A 19,910-nucleotide genomic window follows, 5' to 3' on the forward strand; every position below is an offset into this window, starting at 1 on the left:
AACAAATCGGTGAGTCACGCTACTCTATATGTTTTCGAAGAGACTTTCTCTTCTTCTTTAATCCCTAACATCCTAATTTAGTTTATAATCTGAGATGATTCTCAATGTGAGTCACATTGTTGGAGTTCCTACAGGGGAGTTGAGATCGCCCCCACCCAGATTCGGGTGGAGGAGGCGGGCTTGTGGGAGAAGTCATTCCCCCTATATACTAAAATCCTTAAAACTGCAATCCCAATTTTCACCCAACACTCATGTTGGAATTCCAACAAATGACTCCAAAGTCTAAATGTGTTTTTCATAAGAAATAACTTAAACTTAACATAATCCTAAATGAATTTCCTTAAATTCTTAAGATCTTTTGCAGGAAATTTTTTGAATAAAAAGTATGTTATTCGTCTTTAGTAATATTAGAAGGTATTTACATACTTTTTGTTGGATGCAAACGGATACCTGGAAACTTGCAATAGGCGGACTAACGGTAATATTTCCGTTAATCTATTTTCTACCTAGCTCATCTTCTGGAATGATGGAAGCGGACAGAAGCCTTCCGGAATTTTGGTTAAATGAAGGAGATGGTAAAACTACAGATTTACGCAAGACTCTAAGCGGGAAAGAAAATCTGGTCTATTTCGGATATCTAAGTTGCAAGACTGTTTGTCATGGCAGTTTGAAAAAATTGAAAAATCTCATTTCGGCAAAAAGTAATCTAAGACTAGTATTCGTAAGTTTAGATCCAGAATTTGATACTGAAGAACGTTTTGAAAAATATTTTTCCGATCTAAAAGCAGAGACTAAATTTATTCGATTAGAATCAAGGGGTAGGGCTTTCTTACTTGCCAGGCTTTTCGGGAGCATGGTGTTTTCTTCAGATACAAATGGAGATATAGAACATCCTGATTCCGTCTTTTGGGTCAATTCTCAAGGAAGGATCAAAGGATTAATTTCCGAATTTGATAAACATTGGGATCAGAATCCAAATGAACTTATAAAATTCATAAGCAACGAAAAAGAACAAAAGTCCCAAATTAATTAAGCGATTCATAATAAACGAAAATACAAACCGGGGATCGTTTGAAAGATCTAATCCCCAAAAACCCGAAAATTGAACCTATAAATAAAATCCCTCCGGGAAAAAATATGAATCAGCTCCATTACAAACAAAATATACAAGATTTAGCCAGGCTGAAATTCAAGGAAGAGACGACAAAAGTAGATCGTTTCTTCTACATCCTTCTCTTAGCCCATATTCCTTTTGCATTCTTATTATCTTTAGAATATGGAACCTGGAAGTTCGTGCTAAAGTCTTCCATGGTAATCGTAATACTTTCCACCATCGGTTTTTCCTTCTTAAGGGGGTCATATTTATTAAGGATCTTAAACGCCGTACTCATTATGGCTTGGTCTGGGATACTGATCCAGTCCCAGTTTGGAAGGATAGAGATGCATTTTCATGTCTTCGTTGCGTTGGCTTTTCTTCTCTATTATAGAGACTGGAAAACACTTCTACCCGGAGCATTATATATCGCGGTCCACCATGGCTTATTGTCCTTATGCCAGAGCATAGGATACAAAATTTCCGAAACTCCTATAATAATATTCAACTATGGTAATGGCTGGGATATCGTGCTATTACATGCAATTTTCGTAATTTTCGAGACAGGAATACTAATATACTTTTCTATAACCTTCAGAGAGGAATTTTTAAACCAGGCAATGAACCTGGCGGAATTGGAAGAAGTCCGAAAATTTAATGTTTCCATCCAGGGAGAAGTCAGAGAAAAATCCGAATCTGTAAACAGTATTTTAGAAAGTTTAGTCCAGAGCTCATCAACAGTAGCGGATAAAACGACTGACCAAGCAAATAATCTAGAAGAAATCAATGTCAGTATGAATCAGATCTCTGATGCAGTCTCCGATGTATCTGATTCTGCCAAAAAACAGCTAGAAGCAACAAGCACTCTGGAAAATTCTTTCCAAAATTTAGAGGTCAGTTTCCAGGAAATGGAAGCCGGGCTTGTTTCCACAAAGGCTTTATTCGAGACAGCATGGAAACACGCGAGAGAATCGGAAGAAAGTCTAATGGCGATCGAAAAATCCATCAAAAGAATTGAATCTAGCTCTTCCAGTACTACTGCGAAATTAGGGACGATTACTGATATTGCTGATAAAGTAAATCTTCTCGCCTTAAACGCATCCATAGAGGCAGCAAGAGCAGGAGAACATGGAAGAGGTTTTGCGGTGGTCGCAGATGAGATCTCAAAATTAGCGGACCAAACGGCTAGCACTATTAAAGAAATCTCCAGACTGATCCGCGATGGTAAAGACGAGATGACCAAAAACACGGATATAGTTCAGACAGGTACAAAAACCATCTCCTTGATCTTGGACGATGTGGATTCTATCAAAGAAAGCCTAGATTCTTTCTTTTTACTTTTGGGAAAACAAACGAATATCAGGGTTACAGTGGCCGGTGCTCTGTTCAATGCGGGAAAAATTTCCCAAAACGTTCACCAAGCTACGGAAGCGGAAAAGAAAAGTCTGGAAGAGATTCGAAACTTTCTTGATCGGATTCAAAATTCGAACGCGGTCATTGCAACGAAAGCTGTTGAGGCTGCGGACCAGGCAAGAAAATGCGAAGAATTAAGCGGTTCTTTACAAAAACAGGTCCACGAATTTAAGGCATAATAAACTTCAATACCTAAACTGGAAATTTATCCAAAAGTACGGAAAGAATTTTCCAATCCGCAAAATTTTTCGTTTGAAATATTTTCTTTCCAAAAGGAAAGTTCCTATTTGTTTTCGGACCTTACCATGAAAAAGTTTCTGTTTATCTCCGCTTCCGCATTAGCCGTTGCGGTATTTTTAGCAATTCCAGGCACAATTAGCTCCCAAAGCGGCGATATCGAAGCAGCAATCCAAGCTGCTTGCAACCGTTTGGTCGAAGGCGGACTGTACAAAAGCTGCAAACCGGCGCCAGGATTCTCACTCGGACAAGGTTACTACAGCCAATCCGCTCAAATCAAATGCCAATGTGAGAACAAATCAGACAACGGAAAAACGATCGTTACCATTTCGCTCTGGCAAGGATATTGATCCTTCCAAATTGGATCCCGGCTTGGTTTTCCAGAGTTTGAAATTTTGATTCTGGAAAAGTCAGGCTTATGTCCAATAGCTCTAAAGAAAGAGTTACTTATTTCGGACATTTTTTCTGCTCCTTTCTTTTTGCGACGATATTCGAAATCACATCTTTGATCACATCCTTATAGTAGTATTGTCCTTCATTTTGGTCTTCTCCCGCCCAAAAAAAGAAAACCAAAGGCAGCCAAAGCCAAGATTTGACCTCATGTAGATACGTTTTCTTTAATAACAATTTCTGGTCTTCAAAAACGGAAACATCGAAACTTTCAAACGCAGTCAGTCTACTAGGTAAAATGCTCAATGTCATTGTAGAAAGAAGTCTTCCTGCATATCCAATCCCTGAATAACTGATCTTATTATTGATCTGAATAAATATTCCTTTTTGAACCTCCGTCCCTTGTTTATCGTTTGAGGCAAGAATCCCTGATTCATTAAAAACCTCCTTTGCCATTACGTCCAGAACTGGGTGAGATTGGCCGTTGTATTTATCTTCCGTAACCTTGATATTCGTCCGTTTACCGTCAGGAGATTGTTCGGTATTGATATCAGGAGGAAGCCCGTTAATCAGAGTTTTAAAGGAAACAACGCTAAGACAGGAAGAAGGTTCCAAACTATTTCTGGAGAGAGCCGGATCTAGCGTATGATAATAAAGACAATTGAAACTTATACTTGTTAGTAACCCAGTAAGGAAAATAGAAATGATAGGAGTTTTCATAATCTGCCATTGTGAATAGACTTAAGTCGACTTGGTCAAGAATAGTAAATAAATTATAATCAAAATTTGTTTGCCTGAGAGTGCAGAATCTAAGGATCCCTGTTTTTTTAGTTACTGATACCCGATCTAATGCGACATAATACCTATTATCGGAAGTTGGAGATTGTGGGCCAGAAAAGAAATGCTGCAATATTTACGAACTTTCGCCCATGCACGGCATGCAACCAATCCTCTTAACAATCCCCCAAATCCGTCGAAGTGCCTACAAAATCTCAAAAATCACTCAGATCATCATGCAAGATCAGGTCGTCCAGATACACATTTGCATAATCAGTTCGAATCCCAGAAGTTCCCCAACTGAAAGTTCCATCTGTGATAGACAATTGCAGAACATTATCCACGTAAAAATCGATATGGTTTCCGATCGCAACTAGGGTTAGTTTGTACCATTGTTTTGTTTGGAAAGACTTTGGATTTCCTGCCAGATCCTTTAAAGTTCCCGTTGCCAAGGTTGTATAAGTCCCACAGAGTTTTTTCTTAAAATATACAGTTCCGTCGCTTCGGAGAGATGCCACATAGAGATCATTTTCGGTTCTGTATCTTGTAAATAGATGAATTCCTTGCCAACTGTCAGTAGCATCCTGCCAGGAATCTATATAAAACCTAGCCTCTAATGCTTGGTCCGTCCACTTCACCCGAGAGCCATTATTCAAACCCTGGATCAGCATCCTGAAATTATAATCTTCCGTTTTTGCCCTCTTATAAACCCCGCCGGAAAGATGTTTGGATACCAAGGTCCCGGAAGTAACTTCAATATGAGATTGCAACGCTTTGTTAGAACTTGCTTCTATTATGGCCCCGTCTGCATAAGTTTCGAAACCTTCGAACGAGACTCCTGCTGGCGTTTGCCAAGGATAGACTTCGCTGGATCCGCTGGGATAATAACCTGTTCCGGGAAAAAATTCGTAAGTTCCAGGAGGATTACAGGAACTCGCCTCCAGTTGGTTGATTGTATGGAAAGAAGGATCTAAAACTTGTTCCAGAATGAGATTCGTTCCAAAGTCAAAAACGCCTAAATACAGGAAACTAACAAAGCCTAACATTCTAAAGGTGGAAGTCATCTTGTCACCCATCCATTTATTTTCGATCCGAGATCAAATCCCTTCTACTTTCAAAAGTCAAGCCGTTAATTAGTATTACCGCGAATTGCTATCTTCGCTTAATCCTTCCATTAAATATTCTCTGATTTAAAATGGAATCCAGAGAAAAGCGGCCTGCTCCGGATAAATATAGAAATAAACATCCGAGTGCCTGTGAATACTCGGATCGGATCTCATGCAGAACTGCCCAGATTCCGAGAACCGGTGGCGCTTGAGGCGGCGGTAACGGAGAAGTTCCGAATAAAAGAGGCAATTTAGTAAGATACATCGCAACTATCATCTCAGTAATAAATACAATACTTAAAGGTTTTGTTAAAATTCCCAGTATCAGCATTGTTCCTCCGATAATTTCTAAACCACCTATAAATGATGCAGTCAGGTCTGGATACGAAAATCCTAACTTCGTAAATCTCCCGATTCCTTGATTTAAATAGAGGAATTTAATGACCCCTTCCCAGATAAAAACACCTCCTACAAGAATCCGGATAATAATATGATTCCTATCATCCTTATCTTCCATGCGAAAGAAATGATTCATTAAATTGCTCAGATACATAGTTTTTCCTTTGGTTTTTGCATTGGTTGAATTACATACCTTTGCTCTATAAACTGTTTTACACTTAGATGATGAAAAGATATGAAAAGTAGAAAGAATACAATAAAGCCTGAATGAACGATAAAATTAGGAGTTTAAACTCCTCTGTGAAAACCTAACACAAAATTTTCTTTCCCCTTTTCATTCAAGTTACCCCTCTTTTCCTCCACTTTAGTCTAATAGATTGTTATACTCACATTTTCTTGCTTATTGAATGAACCATAACCGATTACAAGAGGTAATATATTCATTAGACCGTATTACAAATTGTGAATAGACCGGTTTCTATTTCCAAAATCCTGCTGAGACTTCAGTCGGTCTTACATTTTTTATTTAGTATGTAATCAATTAATTACTTAAAATATTGAATTCAAAACTTCCAGATAGAAATTTGGTCCTATGCGACCCTCCGTTTCTATTATACTTCCTACATACAACGAAAGCAAAAACCTACCTATTGCTGCGGATAGGATTACCAGATCTTTATCCGATTACCGTCATGAGATCATTGTGGTTGATGACGATAGCCCGGACCATACCTGGGAAGTCGCTGAACATCTTCAGGAAAAGATCCCACAACTTAAAGTGATCCGGAGATTGAGCGGAAAAGGATTATCTTCCGCAGTTCTTACGGGCATGGGCGCAGCAGAAGGAGAAGTTTTCGTGGTAATGGATTCGGACCTGCAACACGACGAGAAAATTCTTCCAGAGATGATCCGTTCATTTTATGAAAGAGATGTCGATCTATGTCTAGGGACAAGATATGCCAAAGGTGGATCTACCGGAAAATGGTCCTTGGCAAGAATTGGGATCAGCAGATTTGCGAATTTTTTAGCAAAAGGTCTTTTGGGTCTACCTGTCTCAGATCCTATGAGCGGATATTTCGGGATCAAACGTTCCGTGTATTCGGATACTAAAAATTCTATCAACCCGAGAGGCTTTAAGATCCTTTTGGAATTTTTAGGCAGAAGTAAAGAAAATCTAAAAATAGAAGAGATCCCTTATACATTCCAGACCAGAATGTATGGAGAAACAAAACTCAATAATTCAGTGATCAAAAGTTTCTTTTTGGCCATCCTGGACATTCGTTTCGGAAAATGGGTCTCACCAACCTTCCTACTCTATTCTCTCGTAGGAGCAAGCGGAGTTCTTGTGAATCTAGTAGGATTTCTGATCGCAGAATTATGCAAATTCCCGGATGTGCAAACCGGCATCTCATTCTTGGATCCTTTTTCACTTTCTGTATTTTTCGGGATAGAACTTTCAATCCTATCGAACTTCTTCTTGAATAACTACTTTACATTTTATGAAAGAAGGTATTCTGGGAAAAATTTGGGATTTGGATTTTTTCTATTCCATTCCGTGAGTCTGATAGGCATTTTGGTTCAGATGTCCGCATTCCACTTTATCTACTATTCCATTTTCAAACAATGGAACGGAACATCTGAACTTACTTTAAAATTCGGTGCGGATATTCTTTCCATACTGACTGCGATGGTCTCGAATTATTTCCTGAATTCCAATCTGACCTGGTCCAAAAAGCCGGAACTAAAGATCTAAAGTTTTAATTGATTTCTTCTCATAGAATTCTTAAATACTAAAGAAGAAGGCTCGGCCTTCTCAATCTTAAGTGATCGGAGAAGAATATGCCCAAGGTGCTCGTTCCTTTTGCAGACGGAATGGAAGAGATGGAAGCAGTCATCGTAGTAGACGTGCTTCGAAGGGCCGGGATAGAAGTAGTTTCTGCCGGAATCTCCACAAATACGATCATCGCTTCCAGAGGAGTAAAATTGGTCTCCGATTCTCTTTTGTCGGAAATAGATCCATCTAGTTTCGATATGATCGTTTTGCCTGGAGGAAACCAAGGCACAAAAAATCTGAACGCGAGTCCCTTGGTCTCGGAAATATTAAAGAATTTCAAAAAGGAAGATCGATGGATCGGCGCAATCTGTGCGGCACCGAACGTTCTACTGACTCATTCCATTCTTCAAAACCAAAAATTCACTGCATTTCCGGGAAGTGTACCCGTAGACGAAAAATACACAGGAAGCAGATTGGAACTCTCAGATAAAATTTTGACTAGCATCGGTCCCGGTTCCGCATTCGAATTCTCATTGAAAATTGTAGAACTTCTCTCCGGAATTGAAAAACGAAAAGAAGTAGAAAAGAACTTACATCTTCCTTCTTAAAATGCAAATATCTCCTGAGATAAAAGATAGGTTCAAGAACTCTAAAAATATCCTCGCACTCACTGGTGCTGGAATTTCCGCAGAAAGTGGAGTTCCTACATTTAGGGGAAAAGAAGGTCTTTGGAAACAATACAGAGCCGAGGAACTCGCAACTCCGCAGGCATTCTCCAGAGATCCTAAACTAGTTTGGGAATGGTATCTCTGGAGAATGGAATTGATCTCCACTAAATCTCCGAATCCCGCTCATTTCGCACTAGCAGAACTGGAAAGGAAAAGATCCGATTTTCATCTCATCACACAGAACGTGGACGGTCTTCATAAAAGATCCGGTTCCGAAAAGATCATTGAGATCCACGGAAATATTTTTAGGAATAGATGTACCAATTGTAATCGAAAGTACGACTCAGATGTTTCTAAACTCAAAAATTCTACTGGATGTCCGAACTGTAAAAGTATAGTTAGACCAGATGTTTTATGGTTTGGGGAAAGTTACGATACGGATCTATTAAATCGTGCCGTATCACTCGCAGAAAGATCGGAACTTCTTTTTGTAATCGGATCTTCCGGCGCTGTGGGAATTCCAGTCGAACTTGCCAGGATAGCCAAAGAAAATGGAGCATTCGTGATAGAGATCAATATTGATCCAAGCGGTTATAGCAAATATGCGGATCTATTCTTACAAGAAAAAGCTGGAGAAATTATCCCTGAACTTATTTCTTACTTTGTTTGATCTTTTGGAAATGTCTCTTCTAACTTTTTAAAGATATAGTCTCCAAAGACCGGAAAACAATTCGGGGACATATGACCAGGATCCGCAAATTCTTCGCAATTATAATCAGGATCCTCGTTCATATTCCAGAACGCAGTCCCTGTTTCTTCGTTAAACCGCTCCACAATAGGTTTCCAAACTTCCATTGGTGTTTTGAGGCCTTCTGAGGTTTCAACCTTTCTTGTCATATAGAGATTAAAATAAGGACGAGCCACTTTTACCCAAATTGTGGCATAAGGAACTTTATATTCTTTCAATATATGGATAGAATCCTTTTGCATTTCGAACATACTACTATGAAATGTATAAGGCTTCAAATAAGAGGAAAAATCCGTCTCGGAAGCCTGGATAAGTTGCTCATCCGTATGTTTCTGTTTAACAAGTTCTCTCGGAGTGCTTCCCCGGTCTTCCTTTAGCATAGTTAGTACTTTTTGGACTGCTGCCTCATATACCTTTGCTAAAGCGGAAGAATTTTGCATTCTTTCCGAAATCCTCCAGAACTTAGGCCTGTCTCTGTAGGTATGAAAGAGATGTTTGGAGATAAACACAGATAATTCTTCTCTGGAATACCTAGTCCAATGCCTGAATATAAACTCGGGAGAAAGCCCATAAATCAAAACCTCGTCCAAGGCCAAAACCGGAGTTTTATTATAAATTTCTAATGATTGGTCTAAAAGAACAAAGTCCGGTCTTGTTCCGTCTGATTTAAATCTTTCTACCCAATATAGAAAATAATCAGGAGAACCCCCAGGTACTGAAAAATTATAAAGCACCCAGTCAGGATGTCTTTTTTCAAGTTCTCTGGTCGGAAGTAAGAGAGCTCTAGAATTTCCAAAAAAAACCAATGTCTTTTTTCGAGAAGATGGGTCCTTCTTCAGATATTCTTTTAGATCCGAATACAGATCCTCTTTGCTGATAAAATTCAAATGGGACAACGTATTCGAATAATAATACTGGAAGAACTCTAGAGTGAACAAACGATCTAGCCCCAAAGAGATCAACAGAACAAGAAGAGGAAGAAGTAAGAATGTATTCTTTTTCATAATTATTTCCGGTCTAGAACTGGCAATAGATACAAGCTCCGGAATCCTCCGATAATAAAGCGATTGCAAATACTGTCACCACTCCGCAGGCAACAAGTAGCCAGTCTTTTCCTCTTCCCCATTGCAGTAATAGGTCCTTTCTGGATTGGATCCAATGAAATACAATAAATCCCAAATAAGAATATCCGATCTTTTCAATATTCTTCATAGATTCCAATAAAAAGGGAGAAGGTCCGGTAACCAAGGAAATTGAATTTTCTATCCAACCAAACCCTAAGGATTGTAAAGACGAAGATAGATAATTTTGTGTGTTAGTCACAAGTCCCACAACATGTTGAAGCATTTTAGTTGCAGAGTTTGCTCTGAACAGGATCGCACTGAAAGAGAATAAACAGAATACGAACTGTATCCTTAGGAAATTGAGAATTTTACTTTTGGAATCTTCGTCATTCCAGCCGAACTTGCCGACTAAAAATCTTTCAAATGCAAGTATGACTCCCCAATAGAATCCCCAGGCAATAAACGTATAATCCGCCCCATGCCAGACCCCACCCACTGTCATAGTGATGATCAAATTCAGGTATGTGCGCCATTCTCCTTTTTTACTTCCACCCAAAGGAAAATAGATATAATCTCTGAGCCAGAAAGAAAGACTCATATGCCATCTCTGCCATAACTCTCTCCCGGAAGGAGAGAACAACGGTGCATTGAAATTCTCAGGAAGTTCAAATCCGAAATAGAGACCAACCGCTCTTGCCATATCCGTGAGTCCAGAAAAATCGCAGTATACCTGGATAGCATATCCAAATGCGGCCAAGACCAGAGAAAGATTATCATACTGTCCCGGATTGGAAAAAACAGGAGCGATCACTCCTGCCACAGGATCCGCAATTAGTATTTTTTTGATCAAACCAGAGATCATAAGATAAGAAGCACGAACGATCTTATCCTTGTCAGGGTTCAGATGCCCTATGTTTATAAAATAATCTTTTGTCCTTAAGATTGGCCCTACGATCAGAACAGGGAAGAATATTACAAAACTAAGATACTGTTTCAGCCCTATAATATCATCTTCCGGCTTACGATACGCGTCCACGGCAGCGGCAATCATCTGGAAACTGTAAAAACTCACGGCTAACGGAAGGGAGATCTGCAATATTCTAGGAACTTCGTCAAAGAATGGATACTTAGTAAGATCGAAAAGTATCCTATTTATAAAATAGAAATACTTGAAAAATCCTAGATTGATCGCATTCAAAAGAACGGCAAAGATCATCCAAGCTTTCGCGTTTACGGAAGTCCTTATCTTAAAATAAGCGAAGTAATTGAATAGAACGATAATTAGGAAATGGAGAAAGAAATAGAATCCGCTTAAGATAGTAGAAGAAGCTACTATATAAAAGACACCGCTGGAAATGAGTAAAAAATCGGATCTTTTCTTTTCCGGAAGAAGCCAATAGATAGAATAAACGATAGAGAAAAAAACGAAAAATAAGATCGAATTGTAGAGCACTCTTTTACTTTCCCTTCTTGAATAGTTCCTTCCAGTAGAGAATCTCTCCCGGAGAAAGTTTTGCGCCTGAGTCCTTCTCTTCCCGAGCTGGCTTTTCCGCCAAGGCGCTTTCTATTTTTTTTACGAACTCTTCGGATAGTATAGGTTTTGTTCCCAGTCTTTTTGCAAAAGCCAAAATTTCCTGATCGGAAGTCACCACGAATAGATCGGCAGGCCTCGGAGCATATTTGATATATTCCTTGATCAAATCGTCCGCCTTTCTGTCCTGGCTGAAATAAACGTGTATTTTTCCGTACGAATCTTCTTTGGTCTCGTTCCCTTTTTCTTTTTTTCCATCGAAGAATACATGAACCTTAGGACTTTTCAGTTTAGAAGAATAAGATTCCAAAATTCTCAAGAGACCTACTCTGGCATCCCTCAGTCGATTGGAATACATATACTCTTCCAATTCAGGAATTTTGTAAATCAGATTGAAACCGTCTACGACTAAATGCATCCCTTTAAAACTAGTGACCAGAATGTATGTTTTGGAAAAACTTGTAAACACCGAACCGAATCGGACAATGGCACATGGTGGAAGCAAATTCCCAACCGGCAAAATCCTCTAAAATCCGAAACTTCATACGAACTGTAAAATATTGGAGAAGTGTTTTACCAGGTACTGCAAGAGATTATTTTCTTTTGGGCTTGGCCGCAATCGACGTATTCTTTTTATTATTCGTAAACTCCTATAAAGAATTCATCCATAAAGATATCCCAGCCTATGTTCTCGCATTCGATCTATTCGTCATATTTTTATGGGGCATAGAAGTTTGGATCAAGGTCCGACAAAAAAAGGACATCAAAAAATATCTGAGGACCAATTGGTACGAACTTATTGGCATAATTCCTCTTTATTTCCTCCGACCATTTCTACTGTTAAGAGGAGTAAAACTCGCAATTGCATTTTATAGGTTCGGGACATCGGGCCAGAACGTAAGCGAGGTTCTGACAAGAGAGATCACATTCAGATTTAGAGATGTGATCGTGGACACAATAGCGGATGCGGTATTTCTCCACTCTTTGGAAAGAGTGGAAGAAGTGATGCTAAGACTAGATTATAGCCAGCTTGCAAAAGAAGCCATCTCCAAACATAATGACCAACTCAACTCCAAGGTAAACGAATCCTTACAGTCCAAGTTCTTATTGGAAGAATTATCCAAGATTCCTTTCATGTCTCAGGTCTCTCATAAATTGGGAGAAGACATAGGAAGAATGATCGCAGAAGTTCTGGAAACTGAAGTGATCGGCGATATCATGAAAGATATCACTGCAAATATCTTAAAAGAGATGGCCGAACACGTAAAAAAACTTCCGTTAGAGAGAATCACGGAACCGAAAGAGGAAATACCTTCTCCGCCTTCGATCCCGGAAACTTAATTAGTTCAGGCAGCACCGCTAGGAATTCTTAAGATCAATACTTGGGTGGTGGACTTGGCAAGAAGTTTACCTTCTTCATCAAAAGCTTCTCCCTCTAGATAGATGTGTTGGTTCCCTCTTGCCACTACCTTAGCTTGCACTGTGATCCTTTGATTTTCTTTTACCATTCGAATATAACTAACGCTTAATTCCAGAGTGGTGGTAGGTTTACCCGCGGCCAAATAACATAATGGACCGAAAGTATTGTCGAATGCAGCCGCTAAAAATCCACCTTGAAAAACTCCCATCGGATTGGAGAACCTAGGCTCCACATAAAAACTGCAGACCATCTCCTTCTTACGTACATAGGAAACGAATTCCCCAGAAAGTTCCTTGAAAGCGGGAGGAGGAACCTTTAGACCTGGGGCGGCCTTTGAAAACTTCTCCCATTCTTTTTGCATATCTTCTAAATCTTTTTGATTCGCCAAGGTTGATCTCCTAGTCTATATTCCGATCTTGTAAAGAAATTGGATTCGGGCAAATTAAAATTGCCATGATTTGGTAACACAACCATTATGTAGGAAAATGAACCCATTCTTTTCCTTAGAAACGAAACTGAAAAACGGCATCCGGACCGCATGGCAGGAACTAGGGATCAAAAAGGAGATCGCTCTAGCGATCGCCGGTGGAGGGATCAAAGCGTTTTACGGACTAGGTTTTGCATATACACTCAGAACCTGGGGAATAAGAATTAAAGAAGTTTCGGGTGTAAGTGCGGGAGCCGCCATGGCAATCAGCACCCTATCCGAAACGGAAGAAGAGAGTTCGAATTATTTCCAAGAACTGACCAAACGAAATCCAAAGAACTTTTACTGGAATAGACTTCTTAGGATCAGTGCTCCATTCCCTCATCATGGAATAGCAAGAAGAACTGTAGAATACTGCCTTCGATTTTCCAAACTCATTTCTAAATCCGCAAAGATCAAGATCCATACAGTAGAGATCCCGAACGAAAGTTTGGACAAAAATAAAAAGGGCCAACCGATCCAAAGGATCCTTTTTGCTAAGGCAGCTTCTATCATCCGCGCATATTTTAAGGATGAGACATTAAGAAGAAAGGGAGAACAACCTTTCGAAGTATTAAAAAAAATGAAAGATTGGGGCTGGAGAGAAAAAGTTTTTACTGAGAAGGACCTAACCGATCCGGAATCAGTCACCCAGATCGTAATGAACTCTTGCTCTGCCTTCCCGGTTTTGCCACTCCAAAGTTATAATGGGAATTATTATCTGGATGGCGGCCTAACTAATAACCTTCTGCTTGAAGACTTCTCCTCCGACCTTCCTAAGATAGGAGTATTCTACGAACCCACAACACTAGTGGGAAAGTCGGCCTCGGTTCTATCGGATACTCTTCTTGTTTCCCCTGAGGGACCATTTATTGAACAGGGATTTGATTATACTAGTCCAAGCCTAGTGAGATATGCATTCGAGACTGGACGCAAGGATGCGGAAGAACAGAAAGAAAGGATCTTAGGCCATCTGGACCCGAACTGGAAAAAACACTTGCATTCTTTTTTCGAACAAATAAAATAATTAACTTGCTCCCTAAAAAAGACAAAGGGCCCCCTCCCTTTCCTTTTTCCAGGAGCTTTAGAACTAGCGAAAACGGTAAATAGAAAACACTCTTCAGGACCTAGGAAATGCCCAAAATCGTAAACCACGAAAAATACAAAGCTGAGATTCTCTCCAAATGTGTGGATATTTTGGCCAGACGAGGGTATTCGGCAGTTTCCATGAGAGAAATCGCCACGGAATTGGATGTTTCCACCGGAACTCTCTACCACTACTTCTCCACTAAAGAAGATATATTTAAAGAACTCGTAAAGTTCGTATTAAATAAGGACATCGAAGAATTACAGGTCTATTCCAAAGGAGAGGACAACCAAACCATCGAAAAAAGGGTAGAAGCACTTTTCACAATGGTAAAGGACAGAGAAACCTATTTCCAAAATCTTCTCTATATCATCTGCGACGTTTCTAGATTAAAAAATCATGAAGAAGAAAAACAACTTATCGCAGAGGCGATGAAAGAGTACGTAACCATCATCACCAAACATCTGGGAATCACGAATCCAAACCTGAACAGACTTCTGATCAGCATTATTTTAGGAACCGTGGGTCAAAGGATCGTAGACCAAGAATCCATCAAACTGGATGAGGTTGCGGAAGTGGTGAAAGACTTTATGGGAGTCGTTCTCGCGAACACTTTTACATTCTAAAATTTTAAGACACAAAGTCTGTTGGAATTCCAACAAGAACTTTGTCAGAAAAATTACTTCCAGAAATTCAAATTATATGATATAGGAGACGGGCGCTCTCCCACGAGCCACTCCCCTCCACCCAAAACTCGGGCGGGGGCAGCGCTTTCAAAGATGTAGGAACTCCAACATTTTGAGAGTATTTTATCTCAAAACTTCTTCTTTTTTACCTGAATAAATATCTCGAATGAGTCCAGAATATTTATCAGTTACGATATGACGTTTCACAGATAGTTTTGCCGTTAGTTCATCTCCAGTTTCGAAAGGTTTAGGCAATAATCTAAAGTCCACTACCCTTTCAAAGGATTTGAATCCGTTTGTAGAAGAGATTGAATTTTTGATCACTCCTTGGATCTTGACTGCACATTTTGCCTCTTCTTCTGCGGAGCTAAAACCCACTCCCGGTTTGTAATTAGGGAAAAATTCTGGATTTGGCACGATCAAAGCGGAAAGATATTTTTGGTCCTGACCGATCACCATACATTGTAGTATGAATTCGGATTGGCTCAGAATATTTTCTATCGGAACAGGTTCCACATTCTCTCCACCTAATAGAACAATGGTTTCTTTTGTTCTACCTACAATTTTCAAACAATTATTGTAAGTCATCAATCCGAGATCTCCAGTGTTGAACCATCCTCCATTCATAACCTTACGAGTATTTTCCTCGTCATGATAATATCCGGACATGACCTGATCCCCTTTTACATGGATCTCACCCTTGATGGAATATCCTTTAGGTCCGCCCTCTTCCGTTGTCCAAAGGATTTTGGAAGTATTTGGATCCACGACTCGGAGAGAAGTTCCCTCATACAAAGGACCAACCGTTCCCATCACTGCCTCATCTAAAATACGAACAGAGATTACAGGAGAAGTTTCAGTCAGACCATATCCTTCCAAGACCTGGATACCTATCGCATTAAAAAATTTGTCCACATGGATCGGAAGAGCTCCCCCTCCGGAAACAGTTCCCTTTAATTTTCCACCGGTAGCTTGACGGATCTTTTTCAGAACGATCAGGTCCAATAGCGTAGCTGGAAGAATATTCAGAATATATTGTAGAAGCTTGAATATCCCCACAAAGAATGAAACGAAGGAACTCCTTCCGGTTAAATCCAATTCTCTAAAGCCCAACCAACGTTTTGCAGACTGAATATTCGAAGAGAAGAATAACGCCGCATGGAATAAACTTTGTTTTACGCTAGAAGACTTTGCCACTGTCGCATAAATCCCCTGGTATACACTTTCCCAAAGTCTAGGAGCCGAAGCCATGAATGTAGGTTTCACTTTTTTTAGATCCTCCTTGAGCGTTCTCACAGAAGAATAATACGTACCCGCTCCGAAATGGATACATACCATCTCGAACATTCTTTCAAAACTATGCCATACAGGAAGAATGGAAAGAATCCTTTCTCCCGCACCAAGTTTGATCGGGATCCGATTGATCTGAGACATGATATTTTTATGGGTTAAAGGAACTCCTTTTGGACGCCCGGTTGTCCCAGCAGTATATATCAATGTAAAGAGGTCTTCTTCTTGAATTTGAGAGATTCTCTTCTCCATTTCACGGTTGCCTTTTTCTCTCAGTTCCTTTCCTCTTTGCACGAGATCCCAGAACCTAAGCTCTTTTCCAGTCCCCTTAGCGTTCTTATCTATTAGAATAATTGTATGTACATTCTGGATAGCGCTTTGGTTTTGGTAGAGTTTCTTTAGAACGGAATCATTTTCGGCAAACACGATCGTGGAGCCGCTATGAGGAAGAATATGGTTTAGATCTGAATCGGTTACATCGGTACCTCTAGGAACATCCGCCCCACCCGCCATTATAATCGCATAATCCGCGATAATCCATTCTAAGCGGTTGTCTGCAAGAACGGCTGCATGTCCCTTATAAGGGAATTCCAATTCTATAAGTGCGGTCCCGAGTTGTAATCCTAACTCGTACAATTCGGAGAATCCTACTGAGTCGAATTCTCCCGAAGAATTTTTAGTCAGAAACGCAGGTCTTTCCCCATATTTATTTTTGGACGATTGATATAAATCGGCAAGAGTTTTCATGCCACCTCCTAGGATGGAGGAGAGTATAGAGCCGAATTGGAACTTTGTCGTCCTGGCGTATAACTCAGGACGTGCGGATTTTAAAATTTTAGAGAAGCTTTATATTGGATCGCTGTTTTTCTGAATTCGCTAGGTGTAGAATCCGCAAACTTCTTAAAAGCTTCGTTAAATGCTGATTTTGAGTTGAATCCAACCGATTCGGAAATTGCTAGAATGGAACGGTCCGGATCTTCTAAGAGTAGAACCTTGGCTTCTTCTACTCTCCAAGAATTGATATAATCCGAAAATTTCATGGATAGACGTTGGTTTAGAAATTCTGAAAGTTGGTGGTTGGTCAGATCCAACTCTTCTGCGAGTTGAGAAAGTGTTAGATCCTCATCCGCATAAACCTTCTCCCTTCTCATCAATGCTTCCAAACGATCTTTGATCTTGGATTCATCCATTCCTTTCAGTCTAGATTTTTTATATCGGACTTCCCTTAAACTTTTTCCTACAAAGCCAAGCCAATTTGGTTCTCTTTGGGAAAGTAAAAATCCGATCACCAATAAAACCGGAAGACTAAATATGCTCTCTTTTACGAATTCTATCCTTCTTAAAATGGAACCAGTGAGTCCCCAGAAGATTACAAAACAAATGAGACAGACGAAGAGTAAAAACATCCTTCTGGCTCTTTCTTCGTTCTCGTCTTGTTCAGAACGGAATAAATAACTTCTGTACATCCAAAGTAACGGTAGAAAGTAAGATAAGATCGAAATTTTAGGAGTGATCTGTAAAAACACAAGAATACTGGAATAAGTTTTGGCTTGAGCGATCTCTTGTAATGTACGGAGCCTAAATTCTTCTCCACCTAACCAAAAAGGTAAAAGTAAAATTATGCAGATGAAATTGGGAAGGAAATGAAAAACTAACTCTCTTTTCGAAACTTCTAGTCCCAGTAATGTGATCTGAAAATGTATGTAAAGAACCGGGGCAATTCCCAACGCAAAAGGAATATGGATCCCGTACAAGACAGGATACGTGCGTACCAAGCCGGAAAGAAAAGTTGCACCTCCCACAAGCCAAAGAGAAGAAAAAAACATAATGAGAGCGGCTCTTGTTCTTTCTCCAAGAGAAGCCGGAGAAACTAAGATCCCTAAAGACCAGATACAGCCGAAGGCCGCTCCAAAAACTAAATAACCAGTTTCTAAATCCATTTAACTTATTTAGAAATACCAGATCGAAACTAGATTAAAAGTCAAAAATGATAACGAGAAAGTATCTCCGAGCTTTCTGCTTTCTTACGAGCAGGGTTCCAACCCAATGTTTTTCCTAATTCTTCTACAATTCTGTGCAAGGATTCGGAAGAAGGCGCACCAGGCACTCCCACCCCCGATCTACGGAAGAAAAAGTCCGTCCCTTTTTCTATTTTTTCCTCGGAAGCGATATAACGGATCTCAGCCGTGCTGAATTTTTCTCCATTATTCAAGGCAACGGATTCGTCGTTTGCCTTTTGGTATTTGAGGACTTCGTATGCTAAACTTCCGTATCGTGCCCCCAAAGTTTCGAGATACTCTCCTGAAAGTTTGGAATATTTTTTACTGAGCCCTTTGACTAAAGAAGAATGGTCCGAAAACTCTCCCGAAGAAAGTGGGATCTGGTCCGTTTCGCAAGGTAAAAAATTTCCAGGCAAATACTCGCAGAGTTTGTCTGTGATCTTCTCCGCTAAATGTCTACTTGTTGTGTATTTTCCACCCAGGGCGGTAAAAAATCCAGGGAGTCCTTTTTCTTTATGATCTAGAATTTCAGTTTTACGGGACGCATTATAAGTATCCGATTTTTCTCCCGGATCTTCGACCAATGGCCTCATTCCACCATAATAAAAATCTACATCCGATTCAGTTAGATCGGAATATCCGAATGTATAATTAATTTCTTCTAATAGACCTTGGATGTCCGATTTGGTAACCTTAAATTTATCGGGAGAATCCGAGAATACTGTATCAGTCGTCCCGATGATCGTTTTACCTCTCCAAGGAAGAACAAACATATGAGTCTTGTCCCTTTTCTTTAAGACGATTGCTTTGGAAACAGTCAAAGCTCTGGTCACAATATGGATCCCTTTGGATCGGACTAGGACCTTATCCATTCCGACTCCAGCCAAAGATTCTACAAAATCCGCCCAGGGACCTGCCGCATTCACTACTGTTTTTGCAAATACGGGATAGGTTTTGCCGCTTCTTTTGTCCTTTAAGATTGCCTGATATACCTCTCCCTGCTGAGAGATCGCAACTACTTCGGTGTAATTGAGAGCGGTCCCCCCTTTTTTTTCAGCGGAGAAGATGAACTCGCATGTATGTCTTTCCGGATTCGTGTTCTGGTAATCGTAATATAAAAATCCTCCTTTCAGTCCTTGTCGAGGAAGGCTCGGTGCTTCCATCACAACCTCTTCCCGCGATAAAAATCTGAATGTTGGGATCCAAGAATCTGAACTAATCTCTCTATTTCTATCGTATGAAAAATAATCATACATCTGAAGACCGATATTCGTGATCCACTTTTCAGAATTAGAATATACTGGAATAATAAAGCCTAACGTTTTGAGTGCATGAGGACTGATCTTTGCAAGAATTCTTCTTTCTCTTAAGGATTCTCTCACTAGTCCGAACTCTGCATTCTTTAAATATCTTAAACCTCCATGGATCAACTTGGAGGTGGCCTGAGTAGTTCCAGAGGCAAAATCATTTTTCTCTACAAGAAGAGCCTTTAACCCGCGTAAGGTGGAATCCCACAAAGTAGTGGCTCCTGTAATGCCACCACCTATCACTAAGGTATCGAAAACTTGAGAAGAAATCGGAAATGCAGGAGTTTTAGCGTGTTTAGTTTTTGCCATAGATTCACAGTTTGGATTTGAGAACTCGGTCGGTCAAGACTTTAGAAATTACACAAGTTCTTTACTCCAAATGAGTAGATGATAATTTTAGTTTAGACCCGGTTCTTATTTCCCACTTATTTAAGGGACTTGAACCGAACGGAGT

At 39.9% G+C, this 19,910-nt stretch carries 19 protein-coding genes; 9 read left to right on the top strand and 10 right to left on the bottom strand.

From position 1 onward, the window contains the following. Positions 1-385 precede the first annotated feature (385 nt). From LPTSP_RS03615 to LPTSP_RS03625, 3 genes are all read left to right on the top strand, one after another. A complete protein-coding gene (locus LPTSP_RS03615) occupies positions 386-1,033 on the top strand; it encodes an SCO family protein (protein WP_245915454.1) in 648 nt (215 codons plus the stop codon). A gap of 104 nt (positions 1,034-1,137) precedes the next feature. Then, the gene (locus LPTSP_RS03620) at positions 1,138-2,685 is read left to right on the top strand and encodes a methyl-accepting chemotaxis protein (protein WP_108927804.1); all 1,548 of its coding nucleotides are present in this window, start codon (positions 1,138-1,140) and stop codon (positions 2,683-2,685) included. Positions 2,686-2,811: 126 nt separating this feature from the next. After that, on the top strand, positions 2,812-3,093 hold the full coding sequence (locus tag LPTSP_RS03625; protein WP_008592446.1) for a hypothetical protein: 282 nt from the start codon (positions 2,812-2,814) through the stop codon (positions 3,091-3,093). 97 nt (positions 3,094-3,190) lie between these two features. On the opposite strand, the gene LPTSP_RS03630 is transcribed toward LPTSP_RS03625, so the two are convergent. The 3 genes from LPTSP_RS03630 to LPTSP_RS03640 form a co-directional block, all read right to left on the bottom strand. Beyond that, the gene (locus LPTSP_RS03630; RefSeq protein WP_108927483.1) at positions 3,191-3,853 is read right to left on the bottom strand and encodes a hypothetical protein; all 663 of its coding nucleotides are present in this window, start codon (positions 3,851-3,853) and stop codon (positions 3,191-3,193) included. A gap of 272 nt (positions 3,854-4,125) precedes the next feature. Further along, entirely contained in the window at positions 4,126-4,974 is an 849-nt protein-coding gene (locus LPTSP_RS03635; RefSeq protein WP_108927805.1) for a pectate lyase, read from the bottom strand. Between the two features lie 88 nt (positions 4,975-5,062). Then, on the bottom strand, positions 5,063-5,569 hold the full coding sequence (locus LPTSP_RS03640) for a DoxX family protein (RefSeq protein WP_108927484.1): 507 nt from the start codon (positions 5,567-5,569) through the stop codon (positions 5,063-5,065). A gap of 438 nt (positions 5,570-6,007) precedes the next feature. Between LPTSP_RS03640 and LPTSP_RS03645 the strand changes: the two genes are divergently transcribed. The 3 genes from LPTSP_RS03645 (at position 6,008) to LPTSP_RS03655 (ending at position 8,527) form a co-directional block, all read left to right on the top strand. After that, positions 6,008-7,168, top strand: coding sequence for a glycosyltransferase (locus LPTSP_RS03645; protein ID WP_108927485.1), 1,161 nt, complete (start codon positions 6,008-6,010; stop codon positions 7,166-7,168). An 86-nt stretch (positions 7,169-7,254) separates the two neighbouring features. Continuing rightward, on the top strand, positions 7,255-7,797 hold the full coding sequence (locus tag LPTSP_RS03650; RefSeq protein ID WP_108927486.1) for a DJ-1 family glyoxalase III: 543 nt from the start codon (positions 7,255-7,257) through the stop codon (positions 7,795-7,797). Position 7,798: 1 nt separating this feature from the next. Further along, positions 7,799-8,527 carry an SIR2 family NAD-dependent protein deacylase gene (locus LPTSP_RS03655; protein WP_108927487.1) on the top strand — a complete coding sequence of 243 codons (729 nt, stop codon included), beginning with the start codon at positions 7,799-7,801 and terminating at the stop codon, positions 8,525-8,527. Here LPTSP_RS03655 and LPTSP_RS03660 read toward each other — a convergent pair. From LPTSP_RS03660 to LPTSP_RS03670, 3 genes are read right to left on the bottom strand one after another with little or no spacing between them, the layout of a single operon-like run. Continuing rightward, positions 8,515-9,609, bottom strand: a complete 1,095-nt coding sequence (locus LPTSP_RS03660) for a DUF1574 domain-containing protein (protein ID WP_108927488.1) — start codon at positions 9,607-9,609, stop codon at positions 8,515-8,517. The two genes, LPTSP_RS03655 and LPTSP_RS03660, sit on opposite strands and share 13 nt — an antisense overlap. A gap of 13 nt (positions 9,610-9,622) precedes the next feature. Then, a complete protein-coding gene (locus LPTSP_RS03665) occupies positions 9,623-11,122 on the bottom strand; it encodes an MBOAT family O-acyltransferase (RefSeq protein ID WP_108927489.1) in 1,500 nt (499 codons plus the stop codon). Between the two features lie 4 nt (positions 11,123-11,126). Further along, on the bottom strand, positions 11,127-11,618 hold the full coding sequence (locus tag LPTSP_RS03670; protein ID WP_174704428.1) for an NYN domain-containing protein: 492 nt from the start codon (positions 11,616-11,618) through the stop codon (positions 11,127-11,129). Positions 11,619-11,692: 74 nt separating this feature from the next. Between LPTSP_RS03670 and LPTSP_RS03675 the strand changes: the two genes are divergently transcribed. After that, complete coding sequence (locus LPTSP_RS03675; protein ID WP_108927491.1) at positions 11,693-12,541, top strand: hypothetical protein; 849 nt, start codon at positions 11,693-11,695, stop codon at positions 12,539-12,541. A gap of 5 nt (positions 12,542-12,546) precedes the next feature. Here LPTSP_RS03675 and LPTSP_RS03680 read toward each other — a convergent pair whose 3' ends face one another. After that, on the bottom strand, positions 12,547-13,008 hold the full coding sequence (locus tag LPTSP_RS03680) for a PaaI family thioesterase (RefSeq protein WP_108927492.1): 462 nt from the start codon (positions 13,006-13,008) through the stop codon (positions 12,547-12,549). A gap of 97 nt (positions 13,009-13,105) precedes the next feature. Between LPTSP_RS03680 and LPTSP_RS03685 the strand changes: the two genes are divergently transcribed. Both LPTSP_RS03685 and LPTSP_RS03690 read left to right on the top strand, forming a co-directional pair. Beyond that, positions 13,106-14,113: a patatin-like phospholipase family protein gene (locus LPTSP_RS03685; RefSeq protein ID WP_108927493.1), complete on the top strand. Its 1,008-nt coding sequence runs from the start codon at positions 13,106-13,108 to the stop codon at positions 14,111-14,113. Between the two features lie 107 nt (positions 14,114-14,220). Further along, positions 14,221-14,799 carry a TetR/AcrR family transcriptional regulator gene (locus tag LPTSP_RS03690; protein ID WP_020771550.1) on the top strand — a complete coding sequence of 193 codons (579 nt, stop codon included), beginning with the start codon at positions 14,221-14,223 and terminating at the stop codon, positions 14,797-14,799. Positions 14,800-14,982: 183 nt separating this feature from the next. On the opposite strand, the gene LPTSP_RS03695 is transcribed toward LPTSP_RS03690, so the two are convergent. The 3 genes from LPTSP_RS03695 to LPTSP_RS03705 all read right to left on the bottom strand — a co-directional run bounded on the left by LPTSP_RS03695 (position 14,983) and on the right by LPTSP_RS03705 (position 19,765). Beyond that, entirely contained in the window at positions 14,983-16,896 is a 1,914-nt protein-coding gene (locus LPTSP_RS03695) for an AMP-dependent synthetase/ligase (RefSeq protein ID WP_108927494.1), read from the bottom strand. Positions 16,897-16,976: 80 nt separating this feature from the next. Continuing rightward, positions 16,977-18,089 (bottom strand): helix-turn-helix domain-containing protein, encoded by a 1,113-nt coding sequence (locus LPTSP_RS03700; RefSeq protein ID WP_108927495.1) that lies wholly within the window; start codon positions 18,087-18,089, stop codon positions 16,977-16,979. Positions 18,090-18,130: 41 nt separating this feature from the next. Next, entirely contained in the window at positions 18,131-19,765 is a 1,635-nt protein-coding gene (locus LPTSP_RS03705; RefSeq protein WP_108927496.1) for a glycerol-3-phosphate dehydrogenase/oxidase, read from the bottom strand. Positions 19,766-19,910 lie beyond the last annotated feature (145 nt).

The sequence above is a fragment of the Leptospira johnsonii genome (genome assembly GCF_003112675.1).
Classification (GTDB): Bacteria; Spirochaetota; Leptospiria; order Leptospirales; family Leptospiraceae; genus Leptospira_B; species Leptospira_B johnsonii.